The organism is Mycolicibacterium pallens, from assembly GCF_019456675.1.
Lineage (GTDB): Bacteria > Actinomycetota > Actinomycetes > Mycobacteriales > Mycobacteriaceae > Mycobacterium > Mycobacterium crocinum.
In genome coordinates, this window is the sequence record NZ_CP080333.1 from 639,341 (window position 1) to 660,184 (window position 20,844).

The 20,844-nt window shown below is 65.8% G+C and carries 16 protein-coding genes and 1 pseudogene; 6 read left to right on the plus strand and 11 right to left on the minus strand.

The window, feature by feature from the left end; genetic code table 11:
• Positions 1-6: 6 nt before the first annotated feature.
• From K0O64_RS02920 to K0O64_RS02945, 6 genes and pseudogenes are all read right to left on the minus strand, one after another.
• Positions 7-1,719: a glycosyltransferase family protein gene (locus K0O64_RS02920; RefSeq protein ID WP_225933607.1), complete on the minus strand. Its 1,713-nt coding sequence runs from the start codon at positions 1,717-1,719 to the stop codon at positions 7-9.
• Positions 1,716-3,410: a hypothetical protein gene (locus tag K0O64_RS02925; protein WP_156909834.1), complete on the minus strand. Its 1,695-nt coding sequence runs from the start codon at positions 3,408-3,410 to the stop codon at positions 1,716-1,718. Before K0O64_RS02925 ends, K0O64_RS02920 begins: the two co-directional genes overlap by 4 nt.
• Positions 3,411-3,868: 458 nt before the next feature.
• Positions 3,869-4,720: an IS21-like element helper ATPase IstB gene (istB, locus tag K0O64_RS02930; protein WP_220045611.1), complete on the minus strand. Its 852-nt coding sequence runs from the start codon at positions 4,718-4,720 to the stop codon at positions 3,869-3,871.
• Positions 4,717-6,077 (minus strand): annotated as a pseudogene (locus K0O64_RS02935) (IS21/IS408/IS1162 family transposase). Before K0O64_RS02935 ends, istB begins: the two are co-directional and overlap by 4 nt.
• 135 nt (positions 6,078-6,212) lie before the next feature.
• On the minus strand, positions 6,213-7,514 hold the full coding sequence (locus tag K0O64_RS02940) for a glycosyltransferase family 2 protein (RefSeq protein WP_083542734.1): 1,302 nt from the start codon (positions 7,512-7,514) through the stop codon (positions 6,213-6,215).
• Complete coding sequence (locus K0O64_RS02945; RefSeq protein WP_071947837.1) at positions 7,507-9,009, minus strand: hypothetical protein; 1,503 nt, start codon at positions 9,007-9,009, stop codon at positions 7,507-7,509. The genes K0O64_RS02940 and K0O64_RS02945 overlap by 8 nt, the downstream gene beginning before the upstream one ends.
• Positions 9,010-9,251: 242 nt before the next feature.
• Here K0O64_RS02945 and pta point away from each other — a divergent pair, with 242 nt between their 5' ends.
• Both pta and K0O64_RS02955 read left to right on the plus strand, forming a co-directional pair.
• Positions 9,252-11,321 carry a phosphate acetyltransferase gene (gene pta / locus K0O64_RS02950; RefSeq protein WP_232248109.1) on the plus strand — a complete coding sequence of 690 codons (2,070 nt, stop codon included), beginning with the start codon at positions 9,252-9,254 and terminating at the stop codon, positions 11,319-11,321.
• Positions 11,321-12,508: an acetate kinase gene (locus K0O64_RS02955; RefSeq protein ID WP_071947835.1), complete on the plus strand. Its 1,188-nt coding sequence runs from the start codon at positions 11,321-11,323 to the stop codon at positions 12,506-12,508. The genes pta and K0O64_RS02955 overlap by 1 nt, the downstream gene beginning before the upstream one ends.
• On the opposite strand, the gene K0O64_RS02960 is transcribed toward K0O64_RS02955, so the two are convergent.
• Entirely contained in the window at positions 12,505-13,248 is a 744-nt protein-coding gene (locus K0O64_RS02960; RefSeq protein ID WP_071947834.1) for a DUF899 domain-containing protein, read from the minus strand. The two genes, K0O64_RS02955 and K0O64_RS02960, sit on opposite strands and share 4 nt — an antisense overlap.
• A gap of 80 nt (positions 13,249-13,328) precedes the next feature.
• Here K0O64_RS02960 and K0O64_RS02965 point away from each other — a divergent pair, with 80 nt between their 5' ends.
• The 3 genes from K0O64_RS02965 to K0O64_RS02975 are packed head-to-tail and all read left to right on the plus strand — an operon-like array spanning position 13,329 to position 14,909.
• On the plus strand, positions 13,329-13,664 hold the full coding sequence (locus K0O64_RS02965; protein ID WP_071947833.1) for an ArsR/SmtB family transcription factor: 336 nt from the start codon (positions 13,329-13,331) through the stop codon (positions 13,662-13,664).
• Entirely contained in the window at positions 13,661-14,104 is a 444-nt protein-coding gene (locus K0O64_RS02970; RefSeq protein ID WP_071947832.1) for an SRPBCC family protein, read from the plus strand. Before K0O64_RS02965 ends, K0O64_RS02970 begins: the two co-directional genes overlap by 4 nt.
• Positions 14,105-14,147: 43 nt before the next feature.
• Complete coding sequence (locus K0O64_RS02975) at positions 14,148-14,909, plus strand: cytochrome c oxidase assembly protein (protein ID WP_071947831.1); 762 nt, start codon at positions 14,148-14,150, stop codon at positions 14,907-14,909.
• Here K0O64_RS02975 and K0O64_RS02980 read toward each other — a convergent pair.
• From K0O64_RS02980 to glnX, 3 genes are read right to left on the minus strand one after another with little or no spacing between them, the layout of a single operon-like run.
• Positions 14,906-17,161 carry a serine/threonine-protein kinase PknG gene (locus K0O64_RS02980; RefSeq protein WP_071947830.1) on the minus strand — a complete coding sequence of 752 codons (2,256 nt, stop codon included), beginning with the start codon at positions 17,159-17,161 and terminating at the stop codon, positions 14,906-14,908. The two genes, K0O64_RS02975 and K0O64_RS02980, sit on opposite strands and share 4 nt — an antisense overlap.
• A complete protein-coding gene (locus K0O64_RS02985) occupies positions 17,161-18,123 on the minus strand; it encodes a glutamate ABC transporter substrate-binding protein (protein WP_071947829.1) in 963 nt (320 codons plus the stop codon). Before K0O64_RS02985 ends, K0O64_RS02980 begins: the two co-directional genes overlap by 1 nt.
• 5 nt (positions 18,124-18,128) lie before the next feature.
• On the minus strand, positions 18,129-19,448 hold the full coding sequence (gene glnX / locus K0O64_RS02990) for a protein kinase G-activating protein GlnX (protein ID WP_071947828.1): 1,320 nt from the start codon (positions 19,446-19,448) through the stop codon (positions 18,129-18,131).
• Positions 19,449-19,601: 153 nt separating this feature from the next.
• Here glnX and K0O64_RS02995 point away from each other — a divergent pair, with 153 nt between their 5' ends.
• Positions 19,602-20,183 (plus strand): NUDIX hydrolase, encoded by a 582-nt coding sequence (locus K0O64_RS02995; RefSeq protein ID WP_071947827.1) that lies wholly within the window; start codon positions 19,602-19,604, stop codon positions 20,181-20,183.
• Here K0O64_RS02995 and thiE read toward each other — a convergent pair.
• On the minus strand, positions 20,176-20,841 hold the full coding sequence (gene thiE, locus K0O64_RS03000; protein ID WP_071947826.1) for a thiamine phosphate synthase: 666 nt from the start codon (positions 20,839-20,841) through the stop codon (positions 20,176-20,178). The genes K0O64_RS02995 and thiE overlap by 8 nt on opposite strands.
• Between the last annotated feature and the right edge of the window lie 3 nt (positions 20,842-20,844).

The window sequence follows — 20,844 nt, forward strand, 5'->3', positions numbered from 1 at the left end:
ATCCAGTCAACGCGGAGGACGTCCGGGCTCGGCAGCGGGGGGGATCGGGTCGACCGGCTTGCCGATCACCTCGTAGACACGGAACATTTCATCGCTGGTCGCGCCATCCGTCGAGTAGATCAGTCTGGCGATGCCGGCACCGCTGGACCACAACGCCGGGTAACGGCGGTTCACGGCGTCCGGAATGTTAAGCCGGGGATTCGTCACCACGATATAGCGAATCCCCATGTCCCACGGGCGATTCAACGCCGCAGAGAAGTCGAAATCGCTGGTGATCACGAATTGCTTGGGGTGGTCGGAGGACAGCCAGATGCCCCACGCCAAAAAGGTGTCCATCAGGACCGAGCCGTCCGGAAGATTCTTGGCGTCGAGCCAGTTGGCGAGTTGGCGTTCACTGATCAACCGACGACGCGCCGGTTGCTGTTCGGGAGGATGGCCAACCGGGTCGACGAGAGAGACAAAGCTTGACTCCAACTGTCCATAGGCGATGTCTTCGTTGACGATCAATGGCGTCGTCACCGGGATGGCAACCACCACAGAGGCGGTAAGCAGCGTGGCGGCGGCGCGGGTCGAGTGTTGCTCCACGGCGGTAGGTCTGCGCCGAACGGGCATCGACGGCCAACATGCGATCGCGACGCAGATGACCATAGGAATGGCCAGCAAGTAGAACCGGAACCAGCCGAAAGTCATTGAAAGATGTTGCGCCACAACGGCGAAGGTCAGAGTGCCACCGAAGACAGCGATAGGGACGAGAGCGCTGACCTGGCGGCGGAATGCCGCGACGAGTACCGCCAGCGCAACGGCGAACCCGGTTAGAGGTTGCATGCCGAAGAGGCGTGCAGCGATGACCAGCCACCCCGAGCCTGGGTCGTGGCGGCCAACGTGTGCCAGCCGTTCGGCCACCTGGCTACTGTTCCCGTATTGGGAGGAGAACGTGGCGAACAGCTCGCCGTTGATGATCCAGCCGGTGACCGCCCAGACGATGATCGTGACGGCGATGGGAAATGTCACGATGGCCACGTTGAGGACCGTCGCCTGTAGGCGGTCCCCATACCGTCCGCGGTGCCAGCTGACCGCCGTGACCACCAGAGCGGCGCCTGCCGCGGCCGGGACAACCTCGTAGCGGGTGAGATATGCAGTTCCCAAGGCTATCCCCGCCCAGGCGAGGTCCCCGATGCGGTCGCTGTCACACCACCGCATCATGTGGCGCACCGCCCAAGTGAGGCAGAACATTTCGGCAGCCTCGCTCAGTCCGGAGCCACCGTAGAGAATGATCATGGGGTGCAGCGCGATTGCGCCGACCGCGACCCACCGCCATCCCTTGGGCAGTCCGCGGTCGAGCGCGATGCCGCGGACCATCAGCATCGCGCCCGCCATGAAGAGCGAGCTCTGGATGACGCCGGCGATCCCGTAGTACTTGAGCGCAGGCCACCAACGGCTCAGCGAAACGAACGGTATGTCGACGATACTGGGCAGCGGGTTCCAGACGAAGCCGATGGCCGACAGGTGCGGGTCGCGGGCATAGATCGCGAAGCCGGCATTGGCCACCCGATTCGGTGCATCGGGCTCGAAGATGTTGTATCGCAACACCAGTACGGTTCCAACAGTGCAGTAAAGCGCAGTCAGGGCACCAAAGAGCAGCAGTCCTGGCCAGCGTGGATGGCTTTCGGCGGACCGACTGGCGTCGGTCTCTATCGGTGCGGTGATGACCGCCTTCACGGCTCAGCGCTGATGGTGGCGCCCCGGCGCCGGCGGAACACCAGGAGTGTCGCCGCGATGACGAGCGTCGCGACTCCGCCCCCCACACTGAGCCAACCCCACCATTTCCAGACGGCGCCGGGCTGGGGCTGGTGGGCCATCGGGCCACCCTCGTTGACCGACATGTTCACCGTGCGGGCTGCCGGACCGGTCGCCACCACATCGCCCACGACCGAAGCCCAACGACTGGGCAGGCCCCGTATGTAGTCGAACGACGCGTCGACCAACGCCCAATCGCCAGTCGCCGAGATGGCAAGCACCGCACGGTCATTCGAGGTAAAGGCTTGAATTGCGCCGACCGGACCGTTGAGATTGAGATCGGTAGACGGGTCGCCGTCGACGCCGACGTCGCTCGCACCGTTTGGAACGAGCGGCGGCTTCATGCCCGCCCTGGCCAGCGCGGCGCCATTGGTGACGGCCAACAGCCCGGTGCGGGAGTTCGCCGCCTGCCCGAAAGTCGTCACTTTCGGGCGCAACGTCACGGAGGTCTGTTGTGCCATCAGATTTATCGCCTGCGCGGCGAACCGGATGTACTCAGGGCTGTCGAGCGCCACATTGAAGTCGGGAGTGAACGCCATGGGCAACACAGGGAACCCGCCGCGATTGTTGGTCCCCGGCGTGATGGTGACGGATGAGTGCCCGTCCAGTGCGAACGTCATCCGATCATTGAGGGGTGCGCACTCCTGCTGCGGGATATAGCGCAGTTCGAGCGCCAGTCCGACGTTCGAGGTGATCTCCTCGGGCGGGATGACGCCGGTGATGTCCAGCGTCCCCGTGTTGTCCAACTTATGGGTGGCCAGAACGGTCGAGCCTGAACGGATCAGTACAGATGCCTGTCCGCTCCCGACCGGTGTGTACTTCGCAAGAAGGTGTACTTTGGCGCTACTGATCGGGCCTGCGGCAAAGGCGCTCACGTCGAAACCGGCGTAAATGGTGGTGACACCAAGAACGGCCGCCTGCCCCTTCACGCCAAGCTGGTCAAAGGTTTTGGTGTTGCTCGACAGGGTGGTGTCGTCCTTGGCGGAGAGCACAACTGCGGCGGGTGCCTGAGCGAGGTCCATTCTCTGGTCCGCGAACAACTCGACCTGGCGCGCCAACGATTGCCCGGTGCCGCTGATCACGAGCATGGCTGCCGGCGTTCCAGCATTGTCGACCATCACCCCCGGCTGGCTGTTGTCGCGGAGGTCGATCACCCGGACGGTGGGCTCCGGAGCGGGCGCGACATCGTCGGTGGTGACGTCGATGCGTACCGGCATCGGGCGATACTTTTTCGTCAACCGCGCTACCAGGTCGAGTGCCGCCTGCTGCTGAACGAAGGTCGGGTTGCCTCCGACGTTGATCAGGATCTTGTCGAGATAGCTTGGCAGATAATCAGCGACCGACGCCGGGTCAATCGGCGGCCCGGAGAACGAACTGGCGAGCTGACTGATCGAAAGTGCCGGTATCTGCGTGCAGTTGTTGACATTCTGGTTGCCGTCGCGAATCACAAAACTCAGCTTGGCCATCCCGTTGTTGACGAGCGCCGGGGAGATGTCCAGTTGGAACGGTATGGTCGACGCGTCGGGCGGGACGGGAATGCTGCCGAGCACCATCCCGCGATCGTCGAGAACGTCGACTCGTCCGTTCATCACATTGACGATCGCTCCGATCATGCCGCTGAGGACTGTGGGTGCGGTGCCGGCGGGGACCGGAATCGCTGTCTCGGTGGGTTGATTGGCGCCGAGTAGATCGAGTCGGTCGGGCAGTCCCAACTGCGGCCACCCGATCAACGGTGGAGACGCGGGGGTCGCCGAGACCACCTCGACCACATTGCTGTCTGGATCGGCACCGGCCGGCGGAAGCTCCCCGCCCAGCGTCGGCAGCGCAAGGAGAACCACCGACGTTGCGACGGTGCCGACGATTGCACGCAGCGCCCTCACGAGAGTTGTCCCGTCGCCCCAGCGGCACTGTGCTCGTCGGACAACCCATGGACTGTCTTCTCCCAGAAGCATGGCTTGGTCACCAACTGGTACAACGCCTTTACTGCCGCGATCGACTGCAGGAACCAATGACGGCGCTCATCGAAAGTCCCCAGGTGTGCTCGCCGAAATTCCTCACCTGTGAGCAGCGGTCAGTGTAGTTGTTGGCGGGTGCCGGTGGTGGTTCGGCGCAGGGTTTCCGCGGCGGCCTGGTGGTCGCGTAGCCGGTAGGACTCGCCGTCGAGGTTGATGACCACGGAGCGGTGCAGCAGGCGGTCGAGCATGGCGGCGGCCACGGTGGTATCGCCGAGGATCTCGCCCCAAGCACCCACCCCGCGGTTGGTGGTGATGACGATGCTGGTCTTCAAATACCGTTGGGAGACAACCTGAAACAACGCCGAAGCGGCTTCGGCGGGCAACGGAAGGTAGCCGAGTTCATCGATCACCAGCAGCGTCGGGCCAGCGAAGAACCGCATGGTGGTGGCCCAGCGTCCCTCGATCGCGGCGCGGTGACACCGTGCGGCCAGATCGGCGGCGGTGGTGAAGTAGGTCCGGTAGCCGGCATGGGCGGCAGCCCTTGCCAACCCGACGGACAGATGCGTCTTTCCGGTGCCGGGCGGGCCGATGAGCAGAATGTTGGTCGCGGTTTCCAGGTAGCGGCAGGTGCCCAGTTCGTCGATCAGCTTGCGGTCGATCCCGGCGGCAGCATCGACATCGAAATCAGCGAGGGTGGCCGGGGTGGGCAGGCAGGCGAACCGCAACCGGCCGGCCAACCGTCGGGCAGTGCTGGCCTCGACCTCCACGGCCAGCAGTCGCTCCAACGCCACGGTCAGTGACAGCCCCTCGGCGGTGGCCTGATCCAGCACCGTCGGTAGGGCTTCAGCGGCCGCGGCCAGTTTGAGCTCGGCCAGATGCGAGCGCAGCTGCTGATAGCGGCTCGCCGCCGACGATGGTGATTCCTCGGTCGTGGTGGTGGTCTTACCGGTGCGTGGAGTGGGGGTCATTTGATGGTCCTGTTCTGGGCGGCACGCTCGTAAGCGGACAGATCGATGACGGTGGAATCGGTTGACGGAGTGGAATTTTCACTTGCGGTGGTGGATGGCTGCTTGAGCGCAAGCAGTTGCGCGGCAGCGGCTTTGGCAGCCGGACCCGGTGGGATGCGTTCCTTGCGGCGGTGTGGCCGTCCGGTCGCCGCGGTGGCCATTGCCACGGCATCCAGGGCGATGACATGACCGCTGTCACGCACCATCACCCCGAGCCCATCAGCAGCCATCCGATGGCGGGCGATCACGATCCCGCTCATGGTGGCGATGTCGCAGAACTGCCCGCCGACCGGATGTGACACCACCACATTGGCGGCGGCCAGTTCCGGGGCACCGAGTAACGGTTACCGCGGTAGGACACCATCGCTTGGCGCGAGGCGGTGCGTGCCTCGGCCACGATCACCGGATACGCCTGCGCCGGCACCGGAGCCAGTGGCTCCGTTTCGGCCACCACGGCGACCGAGGATCGGCCATCAGCGGTGGCCCGCAATCGGGTGTCACCCCGCACTCGGGCGAAGCGATCCAGGCTCGTTTGCGCAGCCTCGACGGTCATGTCGTCGGCCAGGGTGCGCCACCAGCGTTGCGCGGCGGTGTGGTTGACCTTTTCCACCACCCCCTTGCGGTTGCCGCGCCGAGCCGGGCAGACCGCCACCGAGACGCCGTAGTGCTTGGCCACCCCAGCGAACGACGCGGTCACCCGCCCGCTGCCCGGATCGCAGACCGTGGCCATCCGGTCAAACCGCCACACCCGAGTGCACCCGCCCAGGCCGCGGGTCACCCGATCCAGCCCGGCAACCAGGTGCGGCTGGTCCTCGCTCGGCGTCAGATAGCCACGCCACTTCCCGGAATGCGCCAGCGATCCGACCAGCAGGTGCGCGGTCTTGCCCCAACCCCACGATGCCGGTGGATCGGGCAATTCCAGCCAATCCCATTGGGTTTCATCACCCGGCGCATGTGGGATCACCGCGTTCGGACGCTGCGTGGCGGTCCGGCACGCCTCACAGACGGGCCGCAGATCCCGGGTTCGGATGTTGCGCGTCAGGCTCTGATACGACAGGCCGAACCCCAGCTCCTCGAGTTCGTCGTAGAGGGTGCGGGCCCACAGGTGCGGGTCCTCGGTCAGCCTCGCGACCACGTAGTCGACGAACGGATCGAACGGATCAGGGTCGGGCCGGGCACGGACCCCGGGCTTGCCGTCACCGGCCAGATACTTACGGACCGTCTTGCGGTCGAAGCCGGTGTGACGGGCGATCGCCGAGATCGTCCAACCACGCTTGGCCAGGGCATGTACTTCCACATCGTCCTCCCATGTGAGCATGAGAAAGCGGGCCTCCTTCGGGCAGTGCTGCAGGCGTCAGACACCAGCAGCATCGAAGGAGGCCCGCCCTTCTCGGCGGAGCCACACGGGTGGGGAATTTCAGTGAGCGTCAGTGGGGAATTTCAGTGAGCGCGGTCACCAATACAGTGGGACCAGGGCAGCGGCCCACCATAGGTGGGGTTTGCCCAGCGCCTGAGCAGCAATGAAGCCGACGAAGATCGACATGGGGGCGCCGATCAGCAGCAAGGTCAGACAAACGTAGTAGGTGATCGGGGGGAAGATCACTTCCACGGCGTGCGGCCGGCCCAACATCCATGTCGCAAGGATGAACCAGAACAGCAGATTGCATGCCGCGGTGAGCGGCACGCCACCGGTCATGTTGATGAAGCGCCACATGCCCTTCAGGCCAATGTCCCTACGCAGGGCGGCGGGATTGCGCAGGTGAACAAGCATCGTCTGCAGGTAGCCCTTGTACCAGCGCGAGCGCTGTCGAATCCAATTCACCACATCGGAGTTGGCCTCTTCCAAGGTCACCGAGTCCAGAATTCGGGTTCGGTAACCGTACCGCGCCAGCCGGACACCCAGATCGGCATCCTCGGTGACGTTGTACTCGTCCCAGCCGCCGATCTCGCGCCAGACCGCGGTGCGCATGTGGTTGGAGGTGCCGCCGAGTGGCACCACACAGCGGGCTTCCTCCACGGCCGGCAGCACCACGCCGAACCACTGGTCATATTCCAAGGAAAAGAACCGGGTCAGCAAGTTTTGTCGCTCGTTGAAATAGCCGAGCCGGGCCTGGAGGCATCCGACATCGGCGGGCGTACGCCGAAACGCTACGACAGCTCGGCGCAACTGGAGCGGGTCGGGGATGTCCTCAGCGTCATAGATGGTCATCAGCTCACCGCGATCTCCCGGTGCTGTCATGCCATAATTGCATGCCTTTGGCTTCGTCTTCGGCATGCTGTGCGGAACGATGACCACCGTGACCGAGGAGAGGTTGGCTTCGAGCAGCGCCATCTGGGTCGGCAGATCGTCTTCCTCGACCAGAAGCAAGATTTCCAGTTTGTCTCTGGGGTAGTCCAGGCGACCAACGCCGTTGAGCAAATTTGCGACGATGGACGGCTCGTCATAGACAGGCAACAAGACGGTGTACGTCGGGAGTTCGTCGTCGGTGAGCGCCAATGCCTCTTCGTCGGTAACCGTCATCATTCCTGACGTTCGAATCCCGCGCAGCAGAAGATAGTTCCGATCGATGCTGGAGGCGAGATAGAACGCCGCGACGAGTCCGGTCAGTATGGGTGCCTCCACCGACGGCGCTATGACCGCGATGACGACGAGCGCTGCCGCCATGACGCCGAAGGCCAGCAGGAAGCGCGGACCGATCAGGTTCCGGGCCGAGAACCGTGGCTCCAGGGTTACGGGTTGGTAGGTGTCAGTCATTGCTGTGCTTGCTTCCCGACGACGGTGTGCCAGCAACGCCGTTGATGGCGGCAGCCAGAGCGATCGCCCGGTTCTTCACCAGTGGGTCGACATGTTCGACACCTTGAGGCTGCTGGCGCGACATCCACAGCCACGACCCCACGGAGTCGTCAAGCAGATCAGGCGCCTGGGGTGCGGGCGGAGCCTGGTCATCGGCCAGCGATTGGCTGACGATGACGGTGATCTGTTGGAAGACGGCGCCGGAGCGCTGATTCCAGGTCAACGCGTACCAGTCGCGACCGCTGGCATCTGCGGCCTTGTCGGCGTCACTCTGCAAAGACCGGGCACCGGCCGGTATCGAAGCGGAGAACGCGACCGCCCGATAGTTCACCGGCCGGGCGCTCGGATACCAGACCACATCGGAAAGGTCCTCGAGCACAGCCTTATTCGGTGTGGACAGAACGTCTACCGCGGCCGACGGCATGCCCTGTGCAGCCGGCACGGCATACCGGATCAGCGTGGCACCGGGTCCGGCGAATCTAGTGGCGAAATCGAAGGATTCGACGGGCTTGAGGTCGCTGCTCGCCGCCCAGTCTCGAGGCATAGATCGCAACACCGACGGCTCTGGGCTGTGCAGTCCCGCGGCGGCCAATATTGCAGTGACACTGGCGAGGAACCCCAACGTCCGTGCGGAGCGGTGTGGTATGCCGTCGCCGATCGGCCGGTCCGTGGTGGGCGAGATCTCGCGAGTGGGTGCAAGTCGGGTACCGATGACCACGAGGACGGGAACGACGCCGGCGGCGACGATCACCATTGGCAGAAACCACTCGGCGCAACTCAACGCCAGCACGGCGCCCGCTGCGAAACTGACGGCCGCGGCCAGCAGTCGCCGCTGCGGCGGAATGCCACGCGTAGCAAGGTATACCGCTGTGGCGCCTATTGCGGCAGCCGGCAATCCAGCGTCAGTTGGTGTCCCGCCCAGGGCTGCCGTGGCCGCAAGATAGGGGACTGGTGTGGCAAAGCTGGTGAGGAATAGCCACAACGGCCACATCTGAAGGACCTGGCGCATTCCGAACAGGATCGTCACGCTGCACACGGCCCACACCAGTACCGACAGCGATTCCAGACGCCACCACGCCGAAAGCGTCGGCATACGGGCGACCAGCAAATGGATAGCTGCCAACCCGAGGATGCCGATCAGCGCAGCGACGATCCAGTCGGATTCTCCGTCACCCACGCCGTGCGAGGCGGTGCGATAACCGGTCGCGATCAGAATGGCCAAAACGGGCAGCACCACAAGGTAGGCCGCTCGCGAGCCGGCGAAAGCGTCGACCACGTGGTCTGCGTAACTTGGTGCATAGACAACGACGCAGAACAGAACGACGGCGACGGCCCTTACCCACACGCCGAGACCCACCTGGGGCTCCGGTGCGGGAGTCGGAATGTCGTCCGGCAATTCGTCGTCGGCAACCGGCCGGGGCAGTGCTACGGTCGGCGACACATCGGTGTCTGACATGGATCCTCTCAGCGCGCGAAGCGGGCTATCCGGCGTAACTTTGATTTGCGCCATCCAGTACCGCAGAGATCATCAGCCAGCAAAACATGGGCTCTAACTGGGGAAAATCCCAGTGTATACACATACAGCAAATATCAGTTCCATCGCTGACTCAAACGTCAAATGTGTCGTATCTCACTGGAGCGACCCGTCCCGAGGCGGCCAACCGGTGAACCCCGGCCCCTATGCGACAAGCTGTAGTCGTGACCGCCGCCCACACCACGTCGATCTACATCGCCTCCCCCGAAGGCGACACCGGCAAGTCCACCGTCGCGCTCGGCATCTTGCATCGACTGACCGCGATGGTGCCGAGGGCAGGCGTGTTTCGCCCGATCACCCGACGAGAGAATCGTGACTACATCCTGGAGTTGTTGCTGGCGCATAGCAACGCCGGCCTGACGTACGACGAATGCGTCGGGGTGACCTACGAGCAGCTGCATGCCGATCCCGACGCCGCGATCGCCGACATCGTCGACCGGTACCACGAGGTGGCCGACCGCTGCGACGCGGTGGTCATCGTCGGATCGGACTACACGGACGTCGCCACGCCTACCGAATTGAGCGTCAACGCCCGCATCGCCGCAAACTTGGGTGCCCCTGTCCTGCTGTCGGTCCGCGCCCGCGACCGTACGCCAGCAGAAGTCGCGCAAGTCATCGAGCTGTGTCTGGCTGAGTTGGCAGCGCAGCATGCTCACACGGCGGCGGTGGTGGCGAATCGCGCCGACCCAGCTCAACTCGAGGCCGTGGCCCGCGCTTGCGCAGACCTGGGGCCTCGAGTCTATGTACTGCCCGAGGAACCGCTTCTGGTGGCGCCGACGGTCGCCGACCTGAGCGACGCGGTCGGTGGTGTTCTCGTGCACGGCGACTCCTCGCTACTCGGCCGCGAGGTGATGGGGGTGCTGGTAGCCGGCATGACCGCCGAGCACTGTCTGGAAAGACTCACCGAAGGCGTTGCCGTGATCACCCCGGGCGACCGCTCCGATGTGGTGCTGGCCGTGACCAGCGCGCACGCTGCCGAGGGATTTCCCTCGCTGTCGGCCATCATCCTCAATGGCGGGCTGCCGCTGCACGGGTCGATCGCGCAACTGGTGAACGGATTGGGTCTACGGTTGCCGATCATCGCCAGCGAGCTCGGCACGTTCGAGACGGCGAGCGCGGTGGCGGGCACCAGGGGCCGCGTCACCGCCACCTCGCAGCGCAAGATTGACACCGCGATCGCCCTCATGGAGCGCTACGTCGATATCGACGAGCTGCAGGCCCGGCTGAGCCTTCCCATGCCGACCGTGACTACGCCGCAGATGTTCACCTATCAGCTGATGGAGCGCGCCAGAGCCGACCGGAAGCGGATCGTGCTGCCCGAGGGGGACGACGACCGCATCCTGCGGGCCGCCGGGCGACTGCTGAGGCGGGGCGTCGCCGATCTGATCATTCTCGGTGAAGAGGCCGAAGTACGCGCGCGCGCAGCGGAATTAGGTGTCGATTTGACGGCGGCCACCGTCCTGAATCCGCAGACCAGTGAGCTGTGCGACCATTTCGCCGAACAGTATGCCGAGCTGCGTAAGAAGAAGGGCGTCACGCTGGAGCAAGCGCGCGAGATCATGCATGACGTGTCGTACTTCGGAACAATGTTGGTGCACAACGAAATTGTCGACGGGATGGTCTCCGGCGCGGCACACACCACCGCGCACACTGTGCGGCCGGCCTTCGAGATCATCAAGACTCAGCCGGATGTCTCGACGGTGTCGAGCATCTTCTTGATGTGCCTGTCCGACCGGGTGCTGGCCTACGGCGACTGCGCGATCGTGCCGGATCCGACCGCTGAGGAACTCGCCGACATCGCGATCAGTTCGGCGCGCACGGCCGCGCAGTTCGGGATCGTTCCTCGAGTTGCCATGTTGTCGTACTCCACGGGTGACTCGGGGAGCGGTAGCGGTGTGGAGAAGGTCAGGACTGCCACCGAGTTGGTCCGGTCACGGGCGCCGGAGCTGTTGGTGGAAGGGCCAATTCAATACGACGCCGCGGTCGACCCGACCGTTGCGGCGGCCAAGATGCCGGGCTCCGAAGTGGCCGGGCGGGCGACAGTGCTGATCTTTCCCGACCTCAACACGGGCAACAACACCTACAAGGCGGTCCAGCGCAGTGCCGGCGCGATAGCCATCGGCCCGGTGCTGCAGGGGCTCAACAAGCCCGTCAACGACCTGTCCCGGGGAGCGCTGGTCGAGGACATCGTCAACACGGTCGCGATTACCGCGATCCAGGCCCAAGGGAAGTGATGACAGATACCGTTCTGGTCCTCAACTCTGGTTCATCATCACTGAAATATCAACTACTGCAACCAGATACGGCCACCTCACTGGCGCATGGAATCGTCGAGCGGATCGGCGAGGAAACCTCGACCGCGACGCTGGTGTTCGGAAGTCGCGAGATCCGCCGCGACGGTCCGATCGCCGATCACGAGGCCGCGCTGCGCACTGCGTTCGAGTTGTTCCGCGAGGCCGGCGACGACTTGGACGGGCTGGGGCTGGTCGCGGTCGGGCACCGGGTGGTTCACGGCGGCCAGGACCTGTACCGGCCGACCCTCGTCGACGATGCGTTGATCGCCACGCTGCAGGAGCTCGCCCCGCTGGCGCCACTGCACAATCCGCCCGCGGTCCTGGGCATCCAGGTCGCCCGCCGCGTGCTTCCTGACCTGCCGCACATCGCGGTCTTCGACACCGCGTTCTTCCACGACCTGCCCGCTGCGGCGGCGACGTATGCGATCGACCGGGATCTGGCCAGCCGCTGGCAAATTCGCCGCTACGGCTTTCACGGCACATCGCACCAGTACGTCAGCCAGCAGGCCGCGCATTTCCTCGAGGCCCCGATCGAGTCGCTCAATCAGATCGTGCTGCATCTGGGCAACGGTGCATCGGCGTCGGCGATCGCCGGCGGTCGGCCCGTGGACACCTCGATGGGGCTCACGCCGATGGAGGGCCTGGTGATGGGAACCCGTTCGGGAGACATCGATCCGGGTGTGCTGGTGTATCTGTGGCGCACCGCCGGCCTTCGCGTCGAGGAGATCGAGACCATGCTCAACCGACATGCGGGGATGTCGGGGCTCAGCGGTGAGATCGACTTCAGGGTGGTGCACCAAAGGATCGAATCCGGGGACGAGGCAGCGCAATTGGCGTACGACGTGTACATCCACCGGTTGCGCAAGTACATCGGTGCATATCTCGCGGTGCTCGCGCACACCGACGTGGTGACGTTCACCGCCGGGGTCGGCGAGAACGACGCGCGGGTGCGCCGGGATGCACTGTCCGGTTTGGCGCCGCTCGGGATCGAGCTCGACGAGCACCTCAACGACAGTCCGGCCCGGGGTGCGCGCCGAATCTCCGCGGAGAAGTCGCCGACGACCGTGCTGGTGATTCCGACCAACGAGGAACTGGCGATCGCGCGGGCCTGCCTGACCGTGATCTAGCGCGGCGGCCGCGGATCGTTCGGATCGTCCGGGTTCGGGTCGCCGAACCACCGCGACGGGGTGTGCTCGGGATAGTTGTCGTGCCACGCCCACCATTCGCAGGGCTTGCTCTGCGGATAGCCCTGTGGTGAGTCCTCCCACGTCTCCTGCCGGCCCAATGCGGTCATATCGAGGAAATGCCATGTGTTGACGAAGATTTCGTCGCCGCGGCTGTCGATGAAGTAGGTGCGATAAATCTGGTCACCGTCGCGGATGAAGGCGTTGGTGCCGTGCCATTGGTCCACGCCGAAGTCGACGTCGAAAGCGCCGTCCGGGCCGGGCACCATCGTGTACCACGGGATGTCCCAGCCCATCCTGGCCTTGATGCGGGTGATGTCGGCCTGTGTTCCCCGGGATGCGTAGACCAGTGTGGTGTCGCGAGCGTTGAGGTGCGCCAGATTGCCGATGTGGTCGGCCATCAGGGAGCATCCGACGCAGCCGTGGTCGGGCCAACCGTGGACACCGGGATCGAGGAATGCCCGGTAGACGATCAGTTGGCGACGTCCGCCGAACAGGTCGAGCAGGCTGGCGGCGCCATCCGGGCCCTCGAACCGGTAGTGCTTGTCGACAGGCGTCCACGGCATGCGCCGACGCAGCGCGGCCAGGGCGTCGCGGGCGCGCGTGAGTTCCTTTTCCTTGACCAGCATTTCGCGGCGAGCGGCTTCCCACTCCGGTGCCGACACGATGTCGGGGGTCTTCATCGGCGCTCCTCGGTAACGTTCAACAAGTTTGTTGAGTATCTGACTTCAGCGAACCACGCTCCGCGGCTATAGTCAACAAGATGGTTGAAGATCAAGTCTTGGACCGCACGTACGCCGCATTGGCCGACCCAACGCGCCGCCACCTGATCGAGGCGTTGCGGCGCGGCGATGCGCGGATCACCGACCTCGCCGCCCCATTGCCGATGACATTCGCCGGAGTATCTCGTCACATCGGCGTGCTCGAGTCCGCCGGGCTCATCCAGCGGGAGGTGCGCGGGCGCGAGCACTGGGTGTCGCTGCGGCCGGAAGGGCTTGGAGCCGCCCAACATTGGATCGACGAGCAGACCCGGTTCTGGTCTGATCGCGCCGACGCGCTGGCCGCGCGGCTGCGCCGCACGAAGGGCCAGAGCCGATGAACGAGACGGTCACGGTGGTTGTCCAGCGCGTCATGCCCGCTCCGCCCGAGGTGGTCTTCGACGAGTGGCTTGATCCGGAGGCGCTGGAGGAGTGGATGTGCCCGAACCCGGTGCGGGTCGTCGACGTCACCGTCGAGGCGCGCGTGGGCGGCACGGTGCGCTTCGACGTTGACGATTCGGGCACCAGCGTGCTGATCAGCGGGCAGTTCCTGACCATCGATCGCCCACGTCTGTTGCGGTTCACCTGGAGCAACTCGAATTGGGAGGATCCGACCCGGGCGAGCATCGTCAACGTGACGTTCGATCCGGTGGGGACGGACGAGACGTTGATGTCGATCGAGCATTCCCTGCTGCCGACAAGCGAATTCGAGTCGTTCCACGGCGGCTGGATCGCCACCTTCGAGCAACTCGCGGCCAGGCTGGAATCAGCTGTGCCCTGAGCGCACAGCTGATCCCAAGCTGATCGGGCTACCGTCAGCAGTCGTGGTTCGCTGGTCGTGCTTGATCGCGGGCATCGCGGTGTGGGCGGTAGCTACCTTCAGCGCCATCGGCGTGTACGCGCCGGTGCTGTTCTGGGTGCGCGCATTACAAGTCGTCCTGCTGTTGTTCGTCGCCCCGTTCCTGCTGGCATTGGGTCGCCCGGTGACAGCACTGTGCGCGGTGTCAGCACCGATCAACCGGCTCGTCCAGCGGGCACTCGAAACAAGACTCGTCCGCGTCGCGGTCTCACCGGTGACGACGTCGGTCGCCATGCTCGTCATCCCGTGGCTGCTGTACCTGACCCCCTGGTATGTCGCCTCGATGACCGGACCGCCGGCAGCGGCAACTCGGCTGCTGCTGGTGCTCGTCGGCTTCGCCTACTACTACGCCCGGCTGCAGAGCGACCCCGTGCCGCGGCGCTTCTCGCCGCTGCTGTCCATCGGCATCAGCGTCGTCGAGTCGTTGGCCGACGGTCTGCTCGGCATCGTGCTATGGCTGGGGCCGCTCATCGCCGTCGACTACTACGCTGCGCTGCACCGCGATTGGGGACCGAGCCCCCGCGTCGACCAGTCCGTCGGGGCGGGCATCCTGTGGCTCCTCGGCGACGTGCTGAGCATCCCGTTCGTGGTCGTTCTGATGCGCCGGCTCGGCACCGACGAGCGAAGGAAGGCCACCGAGGTCGACGCCGAACTTGACGACGCGGATACCGGCCCGACCCTGTGGTGGGAGAACGATCCGCAGCTGCGAGACCGTTTCCGGCGCTAGAACGTACTGGTTGGCCGTACGTCGTTGGCCATGTCGACCAGGGCGTAGCGGTGCGCCTGGCTGGTGGCCACCCGGGCCAGGCTTCGCAGTGAGGCCTCGACACCCAGGCGCAGGCCATGTTCGGTGAACGGGAAGCCCAGAATGTGATTGGTACTGGCGGTGTTCTCACTCATCCAGTCCATCGCCGTACCCAACACCAGCGCGCGGATCTGCAACACGCGCGGCTCGGAATCGGGCAGTGCCTCCACCCGGCGCGCGGCGTCGCGAATCTGCTCCTCGGACAGCTCGTGCGCTGACCGCCCAGACAACAAGGTCACCGCACTGGTCAACCGCGCCGTGGTGAAATGGCGTGAGGAGGCGGGGACTTCGTCGAGGGTGCGGACGGCCGCCTCACGGTCGCCCTCGACCGACAGCGCCCGGGCCAGACCGAACGCGGCCGAGATCGAGTTGTTGTCGGTATGCCACACCGTTCGGTAGAACGGCAGCTCGTCCGAGGTCGCAGCAAGCTCGGCGGTGGCGGCCAACGCCAACTTCGGTGCCAGCTCGCCCGGGAAGATGTCCAGTACCTCGGTGAAATGCTTTGTCGCCGAATCGTAATCACCGGTCAGCAACTCGGAGACGGCCTTGAACCAGATCAGCCGCCAGCGCCAGCCGACCCGCTCGGCCAGGTCGTCGAGCTTGCGATTGGCCTTCGCGACGTCACCCAGGTCGAGCAGTGCCCGCACTTCCATCAGCGGCAGCTCAACCGATTCGGTCAGGTCGACGCCTTCGGCGTCAAGCACGCCGTGCCGGGCGGCGCGCAGCGAGTCCAGTGTTTGCACCGGCTGCGAAAGCACAGTCGACGAGAGGACGGTGGCGGCGATATCGGTGGGATCCACCAGCGGAACCGGTAGCGCGGTGACGATTTCGGCCGCCGTCAGCTTCTCGGCGTGCGCCAGTCCGTCGAGGTACACATCGGTGTGCGCGACCAGAAGTTCCACGCCGAACGCCGCCCTGGTGCGGGTGAACACGTTCGACAGACCGGGTCGGGGCACACCGGTGTCCTCGGCGACCACCTCGCGCAGCACGCCCATCAGCTGCGAGGACATCTCCTCGGCGCTGGCGAACCGGCGGCGCGGATCCGGGTCGATCGCGCGGCGCAGCAACCGTGCGAACGAGTCGTACTTCTTGAGCACCGGATCGTCTTCGGGGAGGCCATCGACGTAGCGGCCCTTACGAGTTCGCAGGTTCAGCGTCAACGCCGCCAGGGTGCGGCCCACCGTGTAGATGTCGCTGGCGACGGTCGGCCCCGTCCGCACGATCTCCGGCGCCTGGTAACCCGGTGTGCCGTACAGGTAACCGAACGAGTTGATCCGCGACACCGCGCCGAGGTCGATCAGCTTCAGCTGCTCCTCGGTCACCATGATGTTCTCCGGCTTGAGGTCGTTGTAGCACAAGCCGATCGAATGCAAGTAGCCCAGCGCAGGCAGGATCTCGAGCATGAAGGCGATCGCCTCTGACACCGGAAGCTTCTCGCCCTTAGGCACTTTGAGCGACTTACCGCCGACATACTCCATCACGATGTAGCCGACCGGCTCGCCGTGCTTGTCGGGGTGCTCGACGAAGTTGAAGATCTTCACGATCGACGGGTGCACCACCTCGGCGAGGAACTGCCGCTCCGCCATCGCGATCGCCTGCGCCTCGGCGTCCCCGGAATGCACCAGGCCCTTGAGCACCACCGGTCGCTCGTTGACGTTGTGGTCCACGGCCAGGTACACCCAGCCCAGACCGCCGTGCGCCACACAGCCCTTGATCTCGTATTGGTCGGCAACCATGTCCCCGGGAACCAGCTGCGGCAGGAACGAATAGGCACTGTTGCAGTGCGGGCACCAACCCTCCGATGCCCCCTCGCCGTCCGCGGTCGAGCGGCCGACCGGTCGCCCGCAGTTCCAGCAGAACCGCTTCGATTCGGCGACAACGGGATCCACCATCAATGCGGCTAGCGGATCGATCTCGGGATACCGCGGGATCTCCACCAGCCCACCGCCGAGCCGCCGGGTCGGCGACAGCTTGCGCGCCACGGTGGGGTGGTGCATCGCCTCCGGTTCGGTGCCCACGCTGCCGACCGAGTCGTCATCGTCGTCCTCGAACTGCGGACGGTAGATGGCCTGAGTGGCCATCGGCCTCATCGTCGACGTCGAGTCCATGGCGAGATCGTCGAACGCCGCCGGTTGGGTTCCGATGTCGACGTCTGGCTGATCCGATGCGGCCATCAGTCCAGATACCTCGGCGTCGGGGGAGCGGGCGCGGGCCCGAGGACCGTCAACCACTTGCGGTACAACGTGTTCCACGTGCCGTCACGGCGAATGCGTTCCAGTGTCCCGTTGACGAAGCGCACCAGGGCAGTGTTCGTCAGGTTGATGCCGATGCCGTAGGGCTCCTGGGCCATGTTCGGTCCGATGATGTGCAAGTACGGATCCTGGGCCACCAGGCCGGCCAGAATGGAATCGTCGGTGCTGACCGCGTCCACCTCGCGCTGCTGCAGCGCCACCAGACAGTCCGCCCAGCTGACCACCGTCACGATGATCGGCGGCGGCGCGATCTGTCGCACCCGGTCCAGTGACGTGGTGCCGCTCGCGACGCACACCCGGCGCCCGGACAGGTCGGAGGCTTGCGAGATGGCCGACTCCCGTGGCGCCAGAATCCGTTGATAGGCAGTGAAATACGCCGTCGAGAAGTTGACCAGCTTGCGGCGCTCACAGGTGATCGTCATGGTCTTGACCACGATGTCGACCGTGTTGTTCTGCAGCGCGGTGATCCGGTCGGCCGACGACAGGATGCGGTACTCCACCGCCGACGGGGTGCCGAAGATGTCGCGGGCCACCTCACCGGCGATGTCGACGTCGAACCCGGTGATCTCACCGGTGATCGGATCGCGGAAGGAGAACAGGTTGCTGCCGACGTCGAGCCCAACGATCAGCCTGCCCCGGGCGCGAATACCGGCGACCGCCGCGTCGGCTTCGGCCTTGGTGGGGAAGGGCTTCAGACTGGCGGTGCGGTCACAGGAGTTCTCGGAAGGATCCGGGCGCTGCGGCGGCTCCGGGGCGAGCTCCTGCATTCCGGCCGGGGTGGGCGGGGCCAATGTCGGCACCGGCGGGGCGCCGATGAATTCGGTCTTGCCGCAACCGCTCAGCACGGTCGCCGCGGCCACTGCGACACAGAGCAGCCTGCGCATCCTGATCACCGGTACTCGCTAAGCCGTGGCCACAGCCCCAGCGCCACGGAGATCGCCGCACCGACCGAGAGCACCACGCCGCCGACGGTGGTGCCCGACAGCACCCGCCGGGCGGACAGGATGTCGTTGCGCAGTTGGTTGCGGCTCTGCCGGATACCGCTGGACAGTGCCGCGTCCAGCTTGTCGAATGCCGGCGTCGAGTCGTCCTCGCCGGTGCCCAACGCCACCTGGGTGGCGGCCTGGTAGTTGCCGACCGAGATGTAGGCGTTGATCCGCTCGTCGGCCTGCCGCCACTTGGTCAGCAACCCGTCGGCGTTGGCCAGGTCGTCCTTGGCGATGGCGTCCTTGCGGCCGAGGTAGTCGGCGAGCTGAGTGTGCATGGCTTCGACGCGTTGGTAGTAGGAGCGCTTGCGGAGATCTTCGTCCCCCCGGCGGATCAGCGACAGCGTCTCGTCGGCGCGGGCCTGCTGAGCCGTGATCGCCAGACTAGTCACCGTTTTCAGCGACTCCGCCGCGGTGTTCTTCGCGGCACGGCTGCCAGCGGTGGAGATGATCAGCGCCGAACCCACCCAGATGATCATGATCACGATCGCCAGACCGCCGGCGATCAGGCCAACGTTGACCCGGCGCTTGGTGCGGTCGGCCAGCCACCGATGACCGAACACCCCGAACAGCAGCGTCACCGCGACGACCATGATCACCGGCGCCGGGATGCGGGTGGAGGCCGTGGTCTCGGCATCGACCCGCGCCGACGTCTGCTCGTACAGCCGCTGCGCGTCGGGCAGGATCTGCTGCTGCATCAGCGCCGACGCCTCGGACAGATACGACGAGCCGACCGGATTGCCCATCCGGTTATTGGTTCGTGCCGTCTCGATCAGGCCGGTGTAGACCGCCAGCTGCGCATTGATCCGGCCCAGCAGCTGCACCAGCGGTTCGTCGGTGAGGCCACTGGACGCGCGGGTGACCGCGACGGCCGCATCGGTGATCGCCTGCTCGTAGCGCTGCCGCACCGCGCGGGGCTCCGAACCGGCGATGAACGCGGTCGCCGCTGCCGCGTCGGCCACCGACAGGGTGGTGTAGAGCTGGCCGGCGGCGAAGGCCAGCGGCTCAGTGTGGTTGAGGACAGTTGTCAGCTGCGTCTGCCGGTCGGTGATCGTCGTCGACGTGGCGAAGGCGCTGAGTATCCCGAGCGTGGCGAGGATGACGCCAAGGGTCAGGATCCGTCCGGGTGTGGTGCGGACGAACCACCACCGGGGATGTGCGGGCGGGGTCGTCGACCGTTGGCCCAATGGCTCGGTCGACGGGTGCGCCAGCTCAACGGTCACCGCTCGCGGACCTCATTCCCTGTTGTCCGGATTCTCTGCTGCCTTATCCCTGGATACCCGGGCGCGCTTCCTGAGACAATCCTAAGAGGTCTTGTGACGGATGGGGCGGGATCGACCCACCTAAGTCTGGCGTGGCGTGCTTATCCTGAACGCGTGCGTGGCGATGGCGACGGCTGGGTGGTGTCCGATACCGGCACGCCCTATTGGGGACGGCACGGCGCCGCCGGGTTGTTGCTGCGGGCGCCGCGCCCCGACGGCACCCCCGCGGTGCTGCTCCAGCATCGCGCTCCGTGGAGTCATCAGGGTGGCACCTGGGCGCTGCCCGGCGGGGCCCGCGACAGCCACGAGACTCCCGAGCAGGCGGCGGTGCGTGAGGCGCACGAGGAGGCCGGGCTGCTCGCCGAGCACGTTCAGGTCCGCGCGACCGTCGTGACCGCGGAGGTCGTCGGCGCCGGGGGAGCGCACTGGAGCTACACCACGGTCGTCGCCGACGCCCCCGAACTGCTGAGCACCGTCGCGAACCGGGAGAGTTCCGAGCTGCGCTGGGTGGCCGAGGACGAAGTCGTCGAGCTGCCGTTGCATCCCGGCTTCGCCGCCAGCTGGGAACGGTTGCGCATCACCACCGTGCTGACGGCGCACGACCATGAGGAATGCCTGCTGCCGGTGCCGCACACCGTGGAGATTCAGACCGGCGTGTTCGCGTGGTGCACCTCGGCGGCCCTCGACGTCAGTTAGGCAGCGCCGCGCGCAGTCGCTCGGCGGCGGCCTTCGGATCGTCGGCCCCGGTGATGGCCCGCACCACCACGATTCGGGTCGCGCCGGCCTCGAGCACCTCGGGCAGACGCTCCTCGTCGATCCCGCCGATCGCGAACCACGGTTTGGCCGAACCCATGGACGCGACCTCGCGCACCAGATCCAGACCGGGCGCGGGTCGCCCCGGTTTCGTCGGCGTCGGCCAGCACGGACCGACGCAGAAGTAGTCGACGTCCTCGGTGAGCGCGCGTGCGGCTTCGCCGCTCTGGTGGGTGGAGCGCCCGATCAAGGTCTGCGGGGCGATGACCTCGCGGGCCACCGGAAGCGGCAGGTCGTCCTGCCCGAGGTGCAGGATGTCGGCGCCGGCTGCCCGGGCGATGTCGGCACGGTCGTTGACCGCCAGCAGTGCGCTGTGCCGGCGTGCGGCCTCGGCCAGGATTTCCAGCGCGGCCAGCTCGTCGCGCGCCTCCAGCGGCCCGAACTGTTGCTCACCGGGTGAGCCCTTGTCGCGAAGCTGGATGATGTCGACGCCTCCGGCCAGCGCCGCATCGGCGAACTCGGCCAGGTCACCGCGCTCCCGGCGGGCATCGGTGCACAGATAGAGCCGTGCGCTTGCGAGCCTGGTGTGAGGTTCGTGCACACC